The organism is Actinomycetospora sp. NBRC 106375 (assembly GCF_030269665.1).
Taxonomy (GTDB): domain Bacteria; phylum Actinomycetota; class Actinomycetes; order Mycobacteriales; family Pseudonocardiaceae; genus Actinomycetospora.
Genome location: NZ_BSTS01000005.1, coordinates 200,504 through 216,274 on the forward strand (window position 1 = coordinate 200,504; position 15,771 = coordinate 216,274).

Consider the following 15,771-nt stretch of genomic DNA (forward strand, 5'->3'; position numbering starts at 1 on the left):
TCAGGAGGTGACGGCCTCGACGTACTTCTCGGGGTCCTTCTCCTCGAAGGACAGCCCGCGGCCGCCCGCGTGCTCGACCTTGAACTGCTCGAACTTGGCGCCGAGCTCCTGGCGGAACGCCAGCGACGTCGCCTTCCGGAACGGAGCGAGGTCGTCGCGCTCCTCCTCGGCCATGTGGTGGTTGTTCGCCTGGTCGGTCTCGTCGATGGCGTCCCACCACTCCTGGCTGCCCACCTTCGCCTGGCGCGCCTTCTCCGTGCCCTCGCGGATCTCGTCGTGGTCGCCGATCGCGTCCTCGGTCGCCGAGGCGTCGTCGTCGTCGGCGCGGCGCGCCATCGACGGGTAGAAGTGCTGCTCCTCCGCCGAGGCGTGCACCTCGAGGTGGATCGCCAGCTCGTCCCAGACCTTCTCGGCCTCGTCGGTCTCCTCCCGGAGGTCGGCGAGCCGCAGGAACTGGCGCCGGAACCAGTCGTGGTCGTCGAGGATCATTTCGGTGATGTCGGCGGACATGGAGACCTTCCGTTCGCGTGGTGGCGTCCGGGAGCTACCCGGGCTCCGCCGGCACGAACCGGTAGGCGAGCCTCACCTCGCGTGGACGGCCCCCGCCGGGTCCACGAACCACACCTCGGCCCGCGTCCCCGCCAGCGACGCCGACCGCTGCTCGGTGAGGGCCCGGTAGCGGCGGGTGTCGGGCAGGGCGATCACGATCCGCGCCTGCGGGTGCGCCCGCCGCCGCTGGGCCGCCGCCTGCTCGGCCGCGCTGAACCAGTCCCCGGCGATCGTCGTCGGGTGGGTCCGCGCCCCGTCCGCCGGCCAGCCCGTCACCTCGACGTGCACGTCGTCGCCGTCCAGCGACGCCACGAGGTCCCGCGCGGGGCCCTTCCCGTCGGCGGACGCCGACCGCAGCGTCCCGCCGGAGCGCACCAGCCAGCCCGCCACGAGCGCCTGGACGTTGACCACCCGCGACCACGCCTGGAGCACGTCGTACTCCGGCGGACCGCACGTCACATCGACCTGGTCGACGGGCTGATCCGCCGCGTCGTCCGAGGCGGGGACGTCGGCCGTCTCCTCGAGCCCGGCGTCGGTCGGCGTCGTCCCGTTAGTGGTGACGGCGCTGTTCGCGGTCTTCTTCCGTCGGCCGCCGTTCTTGCGACCCCGCGACGCCGAGGCGCTGCCGTTCGCGGCGGGGGAGGCCGCGGGCTCCGGTGATGCTTCGGTTTCCGAAGAGTCGACCTCGACGTCGGCGACGTCGGGCGCGGCGCTCGTGGGTGTCGCGGCCCCCGCCGCGGGCTCCGCGGCGATCCCCGGATCGGCCTTGCGGCGCCGCGACGTCGACCCGGCCTTCGTGCTCTTCGCGGAGGTCCCGCTCGTCGACGACGGCACCGCCGCAGGGGTCGGCTCAGGGTCGGGAGACGCTTCGGATTTCGAAGCGTCCTGGTCGGAGTCGGCCGTCACCGCCGGCTCGGCGGGCACCTCGTCGGCGGTGGCGGCCTTGGCGGCCTCGGCGGTCTCGGCGGTCTCGGCACGCGACGTCGCCGTCGAGCGGGTTCGGCGTCCGCGGGTCGTCGGCTGCGCGGTCGTGGTCTCCGGGGTCGTGGTCTCCGAGGCGGCGGTCGGCTCGACGTCCGTGGTCGGCTCGGGGCCGGGAGATGCTTCGGTTCTCGAAGAGTCCTGGTCGGAGTCGGCCGATGCTGCCGGTTCGTCACGACCCCGCGCAGGTGTCGCGCCCGACCCACGCCGCCGCGCCGCGGACGTCGGCGCATCAGCGTCACCCGAACGCGAGGACGTCGACGCCGACGACCTGCCCGCGACCTTGCGCGAGCGGCGCTTCGGAGCGGGGAGACGGTTGAGGATCGGGCGGGTCCCGATGCGCTCGAGCTCGCCCTCGGCGACCAGCTTGCGGCAGAGCTGGTTGACGGTCTGCGGGCGGACGTCGTCACCGAGCTCGCGGGCCAGGGCGGCGTCGCTCAGCCCATCCGGTGACGCACTGAGCATTCGGAGCACCGCGGCGCGCCGATCGGTGGGGTCAGTGCTCACCGGGAGGGCCATCCTCTTGTTCCCCTCCGTGTTCAGCCGTGGAGCTGGGGATTTCCGTGGCGTGACGGCACGCGCATCCACGTGCGTGACCATTCCGTGACCCGTATGGTAACGAGGCATGCTGGCACTGACGGAGACGGCGGCCGAGGCCATCTCGTCCATCCTCGAGTCCAACGAGATGCCCGAGGGGTCGGGTCTGCGCATCGCAGCCACCCCGAACATGGCCGAGGAGGGCCTCGAGCTCTCCGTGGCTCCGACGCCTGCCGCGGACGACACCGTGCTCGAGGGTGGCGGCGCCGTCATCTTCCTCGAGCCCCAGGCCGCGTCGGCGCTCGACGACAAGGTGCTCGACGTCGAGCGGGTGCCCGACGCCGAGCGTGGCGAGGGCGACGAGTTCCGCTTCGCGATCACCCCGCAGTCCGAGCTCCAGGACTGATCCCGCGACCCGCCCGGCGCGTGTCATCCCTGCGCCGGGTCGTGGGTCAGCGGCCGGCCCTCGCTCTCCGAGCGCTCTCGTGGCACCCGGGCTCGCCACGCCTCGAGGTGCGGGTGAGTGGGCTCCAGCTCCTCCATCTGTCGTAGCGCCAGTTCCACCGTCGCCCGGTGGTCGCGCGTCAGCGTCCACGGCGGCGGTTCGGCCGACGTCGCCAGCGCCTCGGTCACCGCCGCCTTCGCCGCCAGCGCCGCGGGGTCGCCGTAGCGCTCGAGCACCTCCTGGGCCCGGCGATGGCGCTCGGCACGCGGCGGGATGCGCCGGCCGTCGACGGCCCGTGTCGGGTGCGGCAGGTGGATGGTCGCGCCCGGCGCCCGGCCCGGCGGGATCGGATCGGTCGCCGCGTGGGTGCGCCCGTGGGCGAGCAGGTGCGGCAACAGGTGGGTGTGCGGCCCCTCGGGGCTGGCGCCGGTCGGCGGCGGGATCGGCGTGTAGACCTCCAGCCGTGCGGCCGCCGTCCGGAACACCCGGTGCGGTCCGGCCTCGACCAGGGCCGCCGCCACGGAGCCCGCCTCCGCGAGCGGGCGTCCGGCGGCGGCGCGCAACGATGCCAGCAGCGCCGCATCGCCGGTCCGGACGCACGCGGCGAGGTGCGGTGCGCCGACACCCAGGTCGACGAGCACGTCCTCCCGGTCCCCGGCGCGCGTCGCGTCGGTGTCGGGACCGAGCTCGGTGATCACCGAGCGACCACCCGCCCCGATCGGCACGCACAGCGCGACAGCCTGGTTCCAGGCGTCGCCCGACCGGCGTTCCCACGCCACCGGGACGACGTTCCCGTTCAGGTGGACGTCGACGGCCCCGCGCGCGGTGACCGCGGTGGCCCGCCCCGGGCCGCGGGTGACGTCGGCAGGCTCGTCGGGGTCGCGCAGGAACTCCGCGAGCGCGCCGAACGTGCCGACGCTCCAGCCGGCGTCGGGGTCGTCGACCCAGTCGAGGAGATCCTCCATGCCGGCGGAGCTCAGGCCGTGGGGCCGCCGACGGTGGTGACCAGCTCGCCGTCCGCGGAGACGACCAGCTCGACGTCACGCACCCGCCCCGCGGCGCGCACGTCGCCGAGCGCCTCGCGCAGGGCCTCGAGCGCCGACGACGACGCCTGCACCGACAGGCTCTCGACCTCCGTGCGGATCGAGAGCTTCTGCTCGGACTTCGCGCGGCGGATGCCGCCGATGACGTCCGAGGCCACGACGAGGACCTGCGGGTCGACCTCCGCCGACGTGGCCAGCTCGTGGATGTCCGGCCAGGCGGCCCGGTGCACCGAGCCCTCCTGCCACCACGACCAGACCTCCTCGGCGACGAACGGCAGCACCGGGGCGAACAGCCGCTGCAGCACCCGCAGCGCGGCCGCGAGCGTCGCGCGGGCCGAGTCGCGCCCGGCCTCGTCGAACTCGCCGTAGGCCCGCGACTTCACCAGCTCGAGGTAGTCGTCGCAGAAGAACCAGAAGAACTGCTCGGTCAGCTCGAGCGCGACCGCGTAGTCGTAACCCTCGAGCGCGGCCGTCGCCTTCTGCACGACCTCGGTGAGGCGGGCCAGCAGCGCGCGGTCGAGCGGTGTCGACACCGCGGACACGTCGGGCTCCCCGGCCGGGACGCCGACGCCGAGGATGAACTTCGAGGCGTTCAGCAGCTTCATCGCGAGCCGCCGACCGACCTTCATCTGGCCGCGGTCGAACGCCGTGTCGACACCCGGGCGCCCGCCGGCGGCCCAGTAGCGCACCGCGTCGGAGCCGAACTCGACGAGCAGGTCCATGGGCGTCACGACGTTGCCCTTGGACTTCGACATCTTCTTGCGGTCCGGGTCGAGGATCCATCCGGACAGCGCGGCGTGGGCCCAGGGCAGGCTGTCGTGCTCGAGGTGGCTGCGCAGCACCGTCGAGAACAGCCAGGTGCGGATGATGTCGTGGCCCTGCGGGCGCAGGTCCATCGGGAAGACGCGGGCGAACAGGTCGTCGTCGACGCTCCACAGCCCCGCGATCTGGGGGGTCAGCGACGAGGTCGCCCAGGTGTCCAGGACGTCCGGGTCACCGGTGAACCCACCGGGGACGTCGCGCTGCTCGGCGGTGAAGCCGGGCGGGACGTCGGTGGTGGGATCGATCGGCAGCGCGCTGTCGTCCGGAGTCAGCGGCTTGTCGGGGACGACCTCGCCCTCGGCGTCGAGCGGGTACCAGACCGGCACCGGGACGCCGAAGAACCGCTGGCGGCTGACGAGCCAGTCGCCGTTGAGGCCGCGCACCCAGTCCTCGTAGCGGTGCCGCATGTACTCGGGGTGCCACTGCAGCTCACGGCCGCGGGCGAGCATCTCCTCGCGGACGGTCGCCTCGCGCCCGCCGTTGCGGATGTACCACTGGCGGCTGGAGACGATCTCGAGCGGCTTGTCGCCCTTCTCGTAGAACTTCACGGGCCGCGTGACGGGGCGGACGTCGCCGGAGAGCTCGCCGGTCTCCTGCAGCATCGCGACGATCCGCTCCTTGGCGGTGTGCACCGTCGCGCCGGCGACCTCGGCGTAGCGCTCGCGGCCCCGTTCCGAGGTGATCCAGTCCGGGGTGTCGCGCACCAGACGACCGTCGCGGTTGATCACCGTGCGGTTGGGCAGGTCGAGCTCGCGCCACCACTGGACGTCGGTGAGGTCGCCGAACGTGCAGCACATCGCGATGCCGGCGCCGCGGTCCATCTCCGCCGCCGGGTGGGCGAGGACCGGGACCTCGACGTCGAACAGCGGCGAGCGCACCGTGGTGCCGAAGAGCGCCCGGTAGCGCTCGTCGTCGGGGTGCGCGACCAGCGCGACGCACGCCGGGATCAGCTCGGGCCGCGTCGTCTCGATGAAGATGTCGTCGCCGGGGCCGTGGTAGGCGATCCGGTGCCAGGCACCGGTGTGCTCGCGGTCCTCCAGCTCGGCCTGCGCGACCGCGGTGCGGAACGTGACGTCCCAGAGTGTCGGCGCCATCGAGACGTAGGCCTGGCCGCGCTCGACGTTGCGCAGGAACGCGCGCTGGCTGATCGCGCGGGCCCGGGCGTCGATGGTCTGGTAGCCGTGCGACCAGTCGACCGACAGCCCGTTGCGCCGCCACAGCGCCTCGAACGCCTTCTCGTCGTCGGCGGTCAGCGTCTCGCAGAGCTCGACGAAGTTCCGTCGCGAGACCGGGATCTGCTGCTTGCCGGGCTTGTCGGGCGGGGTGAAGTCCGGGTCGTACGGCAGGCTCGGCTCGCAGCGCACGCCGTAGTAGTTCTGCACGCGGCGCTCGGTGGGCAGGCCGTTGTCGTCCCAGCCCATCGGGTAGAAGACCTGCTTGCCCCGCATGCGCTGGAAGCGGGCGACGATGTCGGTGTGGGTGTAGCTGAACACGTGCCCGACGTGCAGCGACCCGGACACCGTCGGCGGAGGGGTGTCGACGGAGAACACCTGCTCGCGCGTCGCGGAGCGGTCGAACGCGTAGGTGCCCTCGTTCTCCCATACGTCCGCCCACCGGTCCTCGAGGCCGTCGAGGGTCGGCTTCTCGGGCACGCGTGTACCGGGGTCGGACTGCACCATGACACCCAGTTTACCGAGGGGTTCGGAGCGACTTCCGGCCTGCTCGCGACGCACGCAGCGGAGCGGAGCTGCGCAGACGGGGTGTGCGTCCGGGGGTGTCGGGGGACTCGGAGCAGATGCGACGGATCACCCAGGACACCGCAGGCGGACCCGAGGTCCTGCACCTGACCGAGGCCCCGGTCCCGGAGCCGATCCCGACAGAGATCCGGGTGCGGGTGACCGCCGCCGGCGTCAACCCGGTCGACACGAAGGTGCGCGCGGGCGGGGCCGGGCTCGGCTCGGCCGGCGGGGACATGACGGCCCCGCCGTTCACGGTCGGGTGGGACGTCGCCGGGGTCGTCGACGCCGTGGGCATGGGCGTCACCCGCTTTGCCGTGGGCGACCGTGTCTTCGGGATGCCGTGGTTCCCGCGCGAGGCCGGCGGCTACGCCGAGTACGTCACCGCGCCGTCCCGGCAGTTCGCGCACATCCCCGACGGCGTGGACGACGTCACCGCCGCGGCCACCCCGCTCGCCGCCCTCACCGCCTGGCAGATCCTCGTGGACACCGCCGACGTGCAGCGCGACCAGCGGGTGCTGATCCACGCGGCCGGCGGGGGCGTCGGTCACCTGGCGATGCAGATCGCGAAGGCCCGCGGCGCGTACGTGGTCGGGACGGCGTCGGCCGCCAAGCACGCCGACCTCGTCGCCCTCGGGCTCGACGAGGTGATCGACCACCACACCGAGGAGATCGCCGAGGCCACGCGGGACATCGACGTCGCGGTCGACCTGACCGAGGTGAACGGGCCCTCCTCGCTGGCGGTGCTGCGCCCCGGCGGGCTCGTGGTGTGCGTGCCGTCCGGCGTGCCCGAGGGTCTCGCCGAGCAGGCACACGCCGAGGGCAAGCGGGTCACCGACTTCCTCGTCGAACCCGACGGCGTCGCGCTCACCGGGATCGCGCGGCTCCTGGACGAGGACGTGGTGACGGTCCGGATCGCCGGCACGTTCGCGCTCGAGGACGCCGCGGCGGCCCACCGCGAGCTCGAGAAGGGGTCGACGTTCGGCAAGCTCGTGCTCACGGTCTGACCACGCGCCGGCGGCGGTGCCGGAGCCGACCCCTGGTGGTGCCGCGCACGGGCTCGACCCACTCGATCCGGTGAGGGGTGCTAACGGTTCGCGACCCCCGACGACATGAGCGGCAAGTCCGCCGCACGGCGGGCACCACACATCTCGTCGGGGGATCGCCAACCATGACCGTCGTCCAGCCGCCCCGCCACCGCGCTCCCACCGGGGCCCAGGGCTTCGGCCACGAGCCGCACCCGTCGGGGCCGATCACGGTCGCCCCCCGCCGCTCCCGTCACGGTGCCCAGGCGGCCGACGTCGCCACCGACGCCCCGACCGTCCCGATCGCGCGGGCCGCTCTGGACGCCGCCCGCGCCGCCGCCCCGGCCCCGGCGCCCATGCCGATGCCGATGGCCGCCCCGATGGCGCCCCTGGCTCCGATGGCCGCTCCGGTCGCGCCCCGCAACGGACTCGGCATCGCCGGCCTGGTCCTGGGGCTCTGCGGCCTGGTCGTCGGCCTCATCCCGCTGTTCGGGATCGGCGCCATCCTGCTCGGCGTCGTCGGTCTGGTGCTCGGGCTCGTCGGCGTGACCCGCGCCCGCAAGCGCCTCGCCACCAACACCAGACCGCGGCCACCGGCGTGGTCGCCTCCGTCCTCGCGGTGGCGCTCGGCATCTGGGGCATCGTGATCGTGTTCGGCGCCGTGAACCAGCTCGGCCAGGACCTCTCCTCGGTCGGCGCCGGCACCCCGGCCGCGACCTCGGCGCCGGCCGCCGCCGCCGTCGGCTTCGGCCAGACCTTCACCTACGCCGACGGCCTCGCCGTCACCGTCAGCGAGCCGACGTCCTACGACCCCTCGCGCTACGCGGCCGGCAACACCAACCCGCACGCGTACAAGGTCACGGTGCGCGTCACGAACAACACCGGTGCCGCGTTCGACCCGACCCTGCTGCAGGTCGCGATGACCACCGGTGGTGTCCAGGCGTCGTCGATCATCGACTCGCAGAACGACATCAACGGGTTCGCCCCGCAGAACCAGCTCCAGCCCGGCCGCAGCCTGACCTACGACGTCGCCTTCTCCACCACGGCGAACAGCGGCGAGGCCCAGGTCGACGTGACCCCGTCGTTCAGCCACGACCCGGCCGTCTTCACCGGCACCCTCTGATCAGACCGCCCCGTGCTCGCGCCAGAGCGTGAGCAGCTCGCCCGCCCCGAGGACGTCGACACCGGCGTCCTCGGGGCGTTCGCGGCTCGTGAGCACGGTCAGCAGGGCGCGGGCCGGGCCCCGGACCGCGACGTCGCTCTTGCGGTGCGCGTGCTCCACGACCGGACCGTCGGCGCCGAGCGTCACGACCCACTCGCCCACACCCTCGGGCAGCCCCTCGTCGGTCGCGTGCAGGTGCAGCGTGGCGCCCTCCGCGCGCAGGCCCGTCCGGTACTTCGCGCCCATGGCCACCATGGACAGGTGCTCGTCGACCGCGTCGGCGGCGATCACCGGGTCCACGTCGGCGAGCACCGGCAGGCGCGCGGCGAGCTCGGCGTCGGCGCGGTGCACCAGCGTCTCGTGGCACTGCCGGCGCGCCCAGAACGACACCGGCACCATCCGGCCGAACCCGCCGACCTCGGTGTCCTCGCCGGCGTCGCGGATGGCCTGCGTGAGCCCTACGGCGCCCTCGCGGAGCCAGAGCGAGACCTCGCCCTCGTGGTCGGGCAGCGGCGGGGACGTGGGGCCGCGGCGCTTGAGCTTCTTGCCCGGGTTGCCGACGGTCGCCGCGCACCAGCGATGGACCCCGCCGAGGTGGTCGGCGAGGTCGTGCACGGTCCACTCCGGGCACGACGGCACCAGGGTGTCGTGGTCGACGGCACGCGTGGCGTCCGCGAACGCCGTGGTGTGGGCGGTGATCTCGTCGAGGAAGCGGGGCACCGTCGGCATGCGGCCATCCTCGCGCCCATGGTCACGTGAGCGAAATTCACGGCTGTAGCCGGGAATTCCGCTCACGTGTGGCGGAGGCGCACCACCAGTTCGCCGTCCTCCTCGGCGGCGCTGTAGGCCGCGACGTCGTCGGTCCCGGTCGCGCAGGAGCCGTCGACCAGCGAGAACTGGTGGTTGTGCAGGGGGCACATCACGACCTCACCGTCCACGAGCCCGTCGGCGAGCGGGCCGCCGCGGTGGGGACAGATCGCCCGCAGCGCGTGCAGTCCGCCCGAGCGCGGGCGGAACACCGCGACCGGCTCGTCGCCGACGAGGAACGCGCGCCCCTCGCCCACGGGGATCTGGTCGACCGGCCCCAGGCGGCCCTCGACCACGTCGACGCTGCTCATCGCACGGGCACCTGGGGCAGCGGGACGAGCGGCAGCGCGTCGTGGAACTGGCCGGGCGTCCGCTCGGTCTGGTCGCTCGCCCACGGATCGACGTACGCGTCGACCGCCTCCTGCATGCGGGCGTCCAGGTCGGCGGCGATCCCCTCGCTGTCGTCCACGATCACGGCCTGCAGGTACTCCAGGCCCATGCGGGGCACGAAGTCGTAGGTGCGCTCGAGCCAGTTCGCGTTCTCCCGGTAGTACTGCAGGAACCGTCCGGTGATCCGCAGGGCCTCCTCGTGGGAGTCGACGGTGGCCAGGATGTCGCCCTTCCGGATCGTCGCCCCCGCGGCGCCGCCGACGTAGATCTGCCAGGACCCGCCCTCCACAGCGACCAGACCGACATCCTTCACCATCGACTCCGCGCAGTTCCGCGGGCAGCCGGAGACGGCGAGCTTCATCTTCGCCGGGCCCTCGATGCCCTTGTAGGTCTCCTCGATGTCGATCCCGAGCTGCGTCGAGTCCCCGAGCCCGAACCGGCAGAAGTCGGTGCCTACGCAGGTCTTCACGGTGCGGAAGCTCTTGCCGTAGGCCCAGCCGGAGGGCATGTCGAGGTCCGCCCACACCTCCTGGAGCTTCTCCTTGGGCACCCCGAGCAGGTCGATGCGCTGCCCGCCGGTCAGCTTGACCATGGGGATCTCGTGCTTCTCGGCGACGTCGGCGATGCGCCGCAGCTGGTCGGGCGACGTCACCCCGCCCGACATCCGGGGGACCACCGAGAACGTGCCGTCGCGCTGGATGTTGGCGTGCACGCGGTCGTTGATGAACCGGCCGTCGCGCTCGTCGACGAACTCGTGCGGCCACATCATCCGCAGCAGCGCGGTCAGGCCCATCTTCGACCCGACGTGGTCCCTGCCCTCCGGGGCCAGGGCCTCGAACACCGCCGACACGCTCGTCAGGCCCCGGCTGCGGATCTCCCGCATCAGCGTCGGCTTGTCCATCGGGATGCCCGGCACGTAGTAGGAGTCCGCGGGGTCCTCACGCCCCGCGCCGCCGAGCGCGGCCTCGACGACCTCTTTCACCAGGCCCTTGCACGACCCGCAGCCCTTGCCGGCGCGGGTGGCGGCCATGCACGCGGACACCGACTCGGCGCCGTCCTCGACGCACCCGACGAGGTCGCCCTTGGAGACGCCGTTGCAGTTGCAGATCTGGGTGTCGTCGGGGAGGTCCGCGGCCGCCGCGCCGTCGTCCGCGCTGCCGAGGTCGAAGAGCAGCTTCACGCGCTCCTCGGGCAGCGCCGAGCGGCTGTCGAACGCCTGGGTCAGCGCCGCGACCTTGCTGACGTCGCCCACGAGCGTCGCGCCGATCAGCGTGCCGTCGCGGATGACGACGGTCTGGTAGACGCCGCGTCCGGTCTCGGAGAACTGCACGAACTCGTCGGACGACCGCTCAGGGATCTTCACGCCCATCTGCGCCACGTCGACGCCCGCGACCTTGAGCTTCGTGGCCAGCCGCGAGCCGTGGTAGCGCGCGTCGGGGTTCGTCCCGGTGACCACGTCGGCGAGCACGGCGGCCTGCTCCCACAGCGGGCCGACGACCCCGTAGACCTCGCCGCGGTGCTGGGCGCACTCGCCGACCACGTAGATGTCGTCGTCGTCGACCGAGCGCATCGTGTCGTCGACGACGATCGCGCGCTGGGTCTCCAGCCCGGACACCATCGCCAGCCCGATGTTGGGCCGGATCCCGGCGGTGACGACGACCATGTCGCAGGCGAGGTCCGAGCCGTCGGTGAACCGGACCCCGGCGACGCGGCCGTCCTCGACGAGGATCTCCGACGTCTTCACCCCGAGGTGCATGTGCATGCCCATGTCCTGCAGCTTCGAGCGCAGCACCTTCGACGCCTCGGCCTCGAGCTGCTGGTTCATCAGCACCTCGGTGGGGTGCACGACGTGCACGGCGACACCGTGCGCCTGCAGTCCGGCGGCCGCCTCGAGCCCGAGCAGCCCGCCGCCGATGACGACCGCCGTCCGGTGCTCGCGCACGTGCTCGAGCATCCCCGTCGCGTCGTCGAGCGACCGGAAGCCGAAGACCCCCGGGGTCAGCCGCGTCGTGGAGGCCCACATGCCCTCCATCGGCGGGAAGAACGAGCGGCTGCCGGTGGCGAGCACGAGCGTGTCGTACGGCGTCACCGACCCGTCGTCGCCGTACACGACCTTGGACGGCCGGTCGATCCGCACGATCCGCACGCCGGCGTGCAGCGTGATCCCGTTCTCGTCGTACCAGTCGAGCGGGTTGAGGTAGATCTCGTCGTCGGCATCTTCGTTGTCCACGGCCTCGCCCGCGGCGTTCGCCAGGACCTCCGAGAGCAGGATGCGGTTGTAGTTGCCGTAGGGCTCCTCGCCGAAGACGGTGATCGCGAACGTGTCGCCGCCGCCGCGGGCGAGGATCTCCTCCAGCGCCCGGGCGCCGGACATGCCGTTGCCGACGACGACGAGGCGCGAGCGGGCCGGGGCGGACGGCGGGGTGTCGGGGCGTTCGGCGGTCTGCGTCACCCCTAGACCTCCACCAGGCCGCAGTCGACGACGAGCGTGCCGGCGGCGCCGGCGGGCGCGGTGTAGTGCACCTCGACGGTGGTGCCGGCGAGCAGGTCCTCGACGACGCGCAGCGAGACGTGCATGTCGCCCTTGGCCCCGACCGGCAGCCAGCGGGCCGGCGCGCCGTCGAACACCAGCACGACGGTCGCCAGCTCGTCGGAGGAGTTGCCGGCGCGGACGTAGAGGACCTGGCCGGTGACGCCCTCCGGGACGGTGTAGGTCAGCGACGGGTGCAGGGGCGCCGGCTTGTCCAGGCCCTGCCCCTCGAACGCGAACGCGCCCTGCAGGAAGCGCGGGGTGGTCATCATGCGGAGGAGTCCTCTCCTGGGGCGAGCGGAGCGACGGGGATCGACTCAGCGATCGGTGCTGGTGGGGACGGCCGTGAGCTCGACCGCGCAGACCTTGAACTCCGGCATCCGCGACGCCGGGTCCAGGGCGGGGTTGGTGAGGTCGTTGATCGTCTGCTCGCCGGCCCAGTGGAACGGCGCGAAGACGGTGTCCGGGCGGATCGTCGTGCTCAGGCGCACCCGCATCCGCGCGCTGCCCCGGCGGGTGCGCAGCAGCAGGTCGCCGCCGTCGGCGACGCCGAGGCGCGCGGCGAGATCGGGGTGGACCTCGACGGCGGGCTCCGGCTCGGCATCGAGGAGCGTCTTGGTCCGCCGGGTCTGCGTGCCGGACTGGTAGTGCGCGCGACTGCGACCGGTCGTCAGGCGGTACGGGTACTCGTCGTCGGGTGTCTCGGCGGCGTCGCGGTGGTGCACGACGTGGAAGCGGGCGCGCCCGTCCGGGGTCGGGAACCCGTCACGGAACAGGCGCGGGGTGCCCTCGTGGTCCTCCGTGGGGCACGGCCAGAACACCCCGCGTTCGGCCTCGATGCGCTCCCAGGTGATGCCGGCGTAGTCGGCCTTCCCGCCGGCGCTGGCGCGGCGCAGCTCGTCGAAGACCGTGCGGGGGTCGTCGTCGAAGAGCTCGCCGCGACCGAGGCGGTCGGCGAGGTCGGCGAGCACGGCCAGGTCGCTGCGCGCGCCCTCGGGGGCGTCGGTGGCGCGGCGGCGGCGCAGCACGCGGCCCTCGACGTTGGTCATCGTGCCGTCCTCCTCGGCCCACTGGGTGGTGGGCAGGACGACGTCGGCGAGCTCGGCGGTCTCGGACAGGAAGATGTCGGAGACCGCGAGGAAGTCCAGGGACCGGAGGCGCTCGCGGACGTGGGCGGCGCGCGGCGCGGACACGGCGACGTTGGACGCCATGATCATCAGGGCGCGCACGCCGCCGTCGGTCCCGAGGCGGTCGAGCATCTCGTACGCCGAGACCCCGGGCTGCGGGAGCTCGTCGGGATCGACGCCCCAGACGCCGGCGACGTGCTCGCGGGCGGCGGGGTCGGCGAGCATCCGGTAGCCGGGGAGCTGATCGGCCTTCTGCCCGTGCTCGCGGCCGCCCTGCCCGTTGCCCTGGCCGGTCATCGTCGCCCAGCCGGAGTTCGGGCGGCCGGGCAGACCGAGGGCGAGCGCGAGGTTGATCCAGGCCAGCGCGGTGTCCGAGCCCTTGGCGTGCTGCTCGGCGCCGCGGCCGGACAGGATCATCGTGGCGCGCGACTCGGCGAGCATCCGCACCGCGCGCTCCATCACGCGCACCGGCACTCCGGTGATGCGCTCGACCCGGTCGGGCCAGTACTGCCGCAGCGCCCGCTTGACCGCCGGCCAGCCGGTGGTGCGCTCGGCGATGTAGGCGGTGTCGACGAGGCGGTGCTTCACCGCGAGATGCAGCAACCCGTTGGCGAGCGCGAGGTCGGTGCCCGGCACCGGCTGCAGGTGGACGTCGGACGCGGCCGCGGTGGCGGTGTAGCGGGGGTCGACGACGAGGTGCTGCGCGCCGCGCTCGCGGCCGGCGGCGAACCAGCGCATCGCCGGGGGCATGACGTCGGCGGGGTTGGAGCCGACGAGCAGCACAGTGTCGGCTCGGGCGATGTCGGCGAGCGGGAACGGCATCCCGCGGTCGACGCCGAACGCCTTGTTCGCCGCCGCGGCGGCGGAGGACATGCAGAAGCGGCCGTTGTAGTCGATCGAGGCGCTGCGCAGCGCGACGCGCACGAACTTGCCGGCCTGGTAGGCCTTCTCGTTGGTCATGCCCCCGCCGCCGAAGAGCCCGGCGGCGTCCCGGCCGAACCGCTCCTGGGCGACGGTGAGGCCGTCGGCGATCCGCTGCATCGCCTCGTCCCAGGTCGCCGCCCGGAACGGTTCGTTGCGTGCGTCCCGCACCAGGGGAGTCGTCAGGCGGTCGGGATGGGTGAGCAGCTCGGCGGCGGACAGGCCCTTCTCGCACAGCCCGCCGCGGTTGGTGGGGAACGGCGCGCCCGCCACCTCGAGCACCGGGCCCGCACCGTGCTCGCGCGGGGTCAGCGTCATCGCGCACTGGAGCGAGCAGTACGGGCAGTGGGTGCTGACGCCCTGCTCGGGCGCCGATCCGGAGATCGGCAGGTGGGGCCCGGCCATGCCCCCACGTTGCGGGCGCGCCGTTTCCAGGCTGTTACGCGGGCGCTACGTCACGTCGCGGGTGGCGGGATCGACACCGCACCCGAGGACGGGCGGCTACACCTGGGCGAGCGACGCCTCGGCGCCCTGCGGGCTGGACAGGCCGAACTCCCGGGCGATCAGCTCGTAGGACCGGCGCCGCTCGGCGGCATCATGGATCGGCGTCACGATCATGATCTCGTCGGCGTCGGCCTCCCGGGCCCGCCGCTCGAGGTCGTCGCGGACCTCCGCGGGCGTGCCGGCGGTCATCTTCGGGGCCATCGCCTGCTCGACCTGCCGCTCGACCGGGCTCCAGTCGTGCGCGGTGGCCTCCTCGGGACTCGGCAGCGGCCCGGGGTTCCCGGTGCGCAGGCGCGCCATCGACAGGGCGTGGGCGCGGCCCATCGCGCGGGCGCGCTCCGCGTCCTCGCTGCACATCACGGCCGCGGCGAGGATCACGTGCGGGTCCTGGGCGCCGGCGGCGTCGCTGGGGCGGAACTGCTGGCGGTAGATCCGGGTGGCCTCGGCCGGGTCGGCGCCCCCGAAGTGCCCGGCGTAGGCGAAGCCGGTGCCGAACGCCGCCGCGGCCTGCCCGCCGTAGTAGCTCGAGGCGAGGATCCACACCGGCGGCAGCGGGATGTCGTCGGGGATCGCGACGATGCCGGCGAACGGGTGGTCGGCGGGCAGGCCGTCGACGTAGCCGCGGAGCTCGGCGAACTGCTCGGGGAAGTCGTCCGCGGTCAGTGCCTCGCGGCTGCGGCGCAGCGCGATCGCCGTGCGCGGGTCGGTGCCCGGGGCGCGGCCGAGGCCCAGGTCGATGCGGTCGGGGTAGAGGCCCGCCAGCGCCCGGAACGTCTCGGCGACCTTCAGCGGCGAGTGGTTCGGCAGCATGATCCCGCCGGAGCCGACGCGCAGCGTGCTCGTGGCGCCCGCGACCGCGCCGATGAGGATCTCGGGGCTGGAGCTCGCGACGCTCGGGATGCCGTGGTGCTCGGCGAGCCACATCCGCCGGTACCCGGCGCGCTCGACGGTCTGCCCGAGCTCCACGGTCTCGCGCAGGGCCGCCGAGGTCGGCGTGCCGGAGGGCACCGGGGAGAGGTCGAGGACCGAGAGGTCGAGATCGCGCATGTCCGGAGCAACGTTCCGTCGGCCGCGCGTGATTCCTGCGGGCGTGTCAGCGGTGGGCCACCGCAGACGGTCCGCGTCCGTGACGCCACACGCTCGCGCCGGACCTGACGCGGATCACACGCCGTCTCAGGGTGAGACAGCCCAC

The 15,771-nt window shown here is 73.4% G+C and carries 14 protein-coding genes; 4 read left to right on the forward strand and 10 right to left on the reverse strand.

Going from position 1 to position 15,771, the window contains the following annotated elements; translation table 11 throughout:
* Nucleotides 1-510: a hemerythrin domain-containing protein gene (locus QSK03_RS10590; RefSeq protein ID WP_285651352.1), complete on the reverse strand. Its 510-nt coding sequence runs from the start codon at nucleotides 508-510 to the stop codon at nucleotides 1-3.
* 72 nt (nucleotides 511-582) lie between these two features.
* Nucleotides 583-2,037, reverse strand: coding sequence for a hypothetical protein (locus tag QSK03_RS10595; RefSeq protein WP_285651355.1), 1,455 nt, complete (start codon nucleotides 2,035-2,037; stop codon nucleotides 583-585).
* A gap of 118 nt (nucleotides 2,038-2,155) precedes the next feature.
* Between QSK03_RS10595 and QSK03_RS10600 the strand changes: the two genes are divergently transcribed.
* On the forward strand, nucleotides 2,156-2,473 hold the full coding sequence (locus QSK03_RS10600) for an adhesin (RefSeq protein ID WP_133827011.1): 318 nt from the start codon (nucleotides 2,156-2,158) through the stop codon (nucleotides 2,471-2,473).
* A 23-nt stretch (nucleotides 2,474-2,496) separates the two neighbouring features.
* Here QSK03_RS10600 and QSK03_RS10605 read toward each other — a convergent pair whose 3' ends face one another.
* Nucleotides 2,497-3,477 carry a DUF6925 family protein gene (locus QSK03_RS10605; RefSeq protein WP_285651361.1) on the reverse strand — a complete coding sequence of 327 codons (981 nt, stop codon included), beginning with the start codon at nucleotides 3,475-3,477 and terminating at the stop codon, nucleotides 2,497-2,499.
* An 11-nt stretch (nucleotides 3,478-3,488) separates the two neighbouring features.
* Entirely contained in the window at nucleotides 3,489-6,056 is a 2,568-nt protein-coding gene (gene valS, locus QSK03_RS10610) for a valine--tRNA ligase (RefSeq protein ID WP_285651363.1), read from the reverse strand.
* Between the two features lie 95 nt (nucleotides 6,057-6,151).
* Here valS and QSK03_RS10615 point away from each other — a divergent pair, with 95 nt between their 5' ends.
* The 3 genes from QSK03_RS10615 to QSK03_RS10625 all read left to right on the forward strand — a co-directional run bounded on the left by QSK03_RS10615 (nucleotide 6,152) and on the right by QSK03_RS10625 (nucleotide 8,261).
* Entirely contained in the window at nucleotides 6,152-7,120 is a 969-nt protein-coding gene (locus tag QSK03_RS10615; protein WP_352231973.1) for an NADP-dependent oxidoreductase, read from the forward strand.
* A 164-nt stretch (nucleotides 7,121-7,284) separates the two neighbouring features.
* A complete protein-coding gene (locus QSK03_RS10620) occupies nucleotides 7,285-7,785 on the forward strand; it encodes a hypothetical protein (RefSeq protein ID WP_285651365.1) in 501 nt (166 codons plus the stop codon).
* The gene (locus tag QSK03_RS10625; protein WP_285651367.1) at nucleotides 7,737-8,261 is read left to right on the forward strand and encodes a hypothetical protein; all 525 of its coding nucleotides are present in this window, start codon (nucleotides 7,737-7,739) and stop codon (nucleotides 8,259-8,261) included. The genes QSK03_RS10620 and QSK03_RS10625 overlap by 49 nt, the downstream gene beginning before the upstream one ends.
* Here QSK03_RS10625 and QSK03_RS10630 read toward each other — a convergent pair whose 3' ends face one another.
* The 6 genes from QSK03_RS10630 to QSK03_RS10655 all read right to left on the reverse strand — a co-directional run bounded on the left by QSK03_RS10630 (nucleotide 8,262) and on the right by QSK03_RS10655 (nucleotide 15,626).
* Complete coding sequence (locus QSK03_RS10630) at nucleotides 8,262-9,029, reverse strand: maleylpyruvate isomerase family mycothiol-dependent enzyme (RefSeq protein ID WP_285651369.1); 768 nt, start codon at nucleotides 9,027-9,029, stop codon at nucleotides 8,262-8,264. It abuts the gene before it with no gap.
* 62 nt (nucleotides 9,030-9,091) lie between these two features.
* Nucleotides 9,092-9,418 carry a Rieske (2Fe-2S) protein gene (locus tag QSK03_RS10635; protein WP_285651371.1) on the reverse strand — a complete coding sequence of 109 codons (327 nt, stop codon included), beginning with the start codon at nucleotides 9,416-9,418 and terminating at the stop codon, nucleotides 9,092-9,094.
* Entirely contained in the window at nucleotides 9,415-11,949 is a 2,535-nt protein-coding gene (nirB, locus tag QSK03_RS10640) for a nitrite reductase large subunit NirB (protein ID WP_285651374.1), read from the reverse strand. Before nirB ends, QSK03_RS10635 begins: the two co-directional genes overlap by 4 nt.
* Nucleotides 11,950-11,951: 2 nt before the next feature.
* Entirely contained in the window at nucleotides 11,952-12,299 is a 348-nt protein-coding gene (locus QSK03_RS10645; RefSeq protein ID WP_285651376.1) for a molybdopterin oxidoreductase, read from the reverse strand.
* Nucleotides 12,300-12,344: 45 nt separating this feature from the next.
* On the reverse strand, nucleotides 12,345-14,480 hold the full coding sequence (locus QSK03_RS10650) for a molybdopterin oxidoreductase family protein (protein ID WP_285651377.1): 2,136 nt from the start codon (nucleotides 14,478-14,480) through the stop codon (nucleotides 12,345-12,347).
* Nucleotides 14,481-14,576: 96 nt separating this feature from the next.
* On the reverse strand, nucleotides 14,577-15,626 hold the full coding sequence (locus QSK03_RS10655; RefSeq protein WP_285651380.1) for an LLM class flavin-dependent oxidoreductase: 1,050 nt from the start codon (nucleotides 15,624-15,626) through the stop codon (nucleotides 14,577-14,579).
* Between the last annotated feature and the right edge of the window lie 145 nt (nucleotides 15,627-15,771).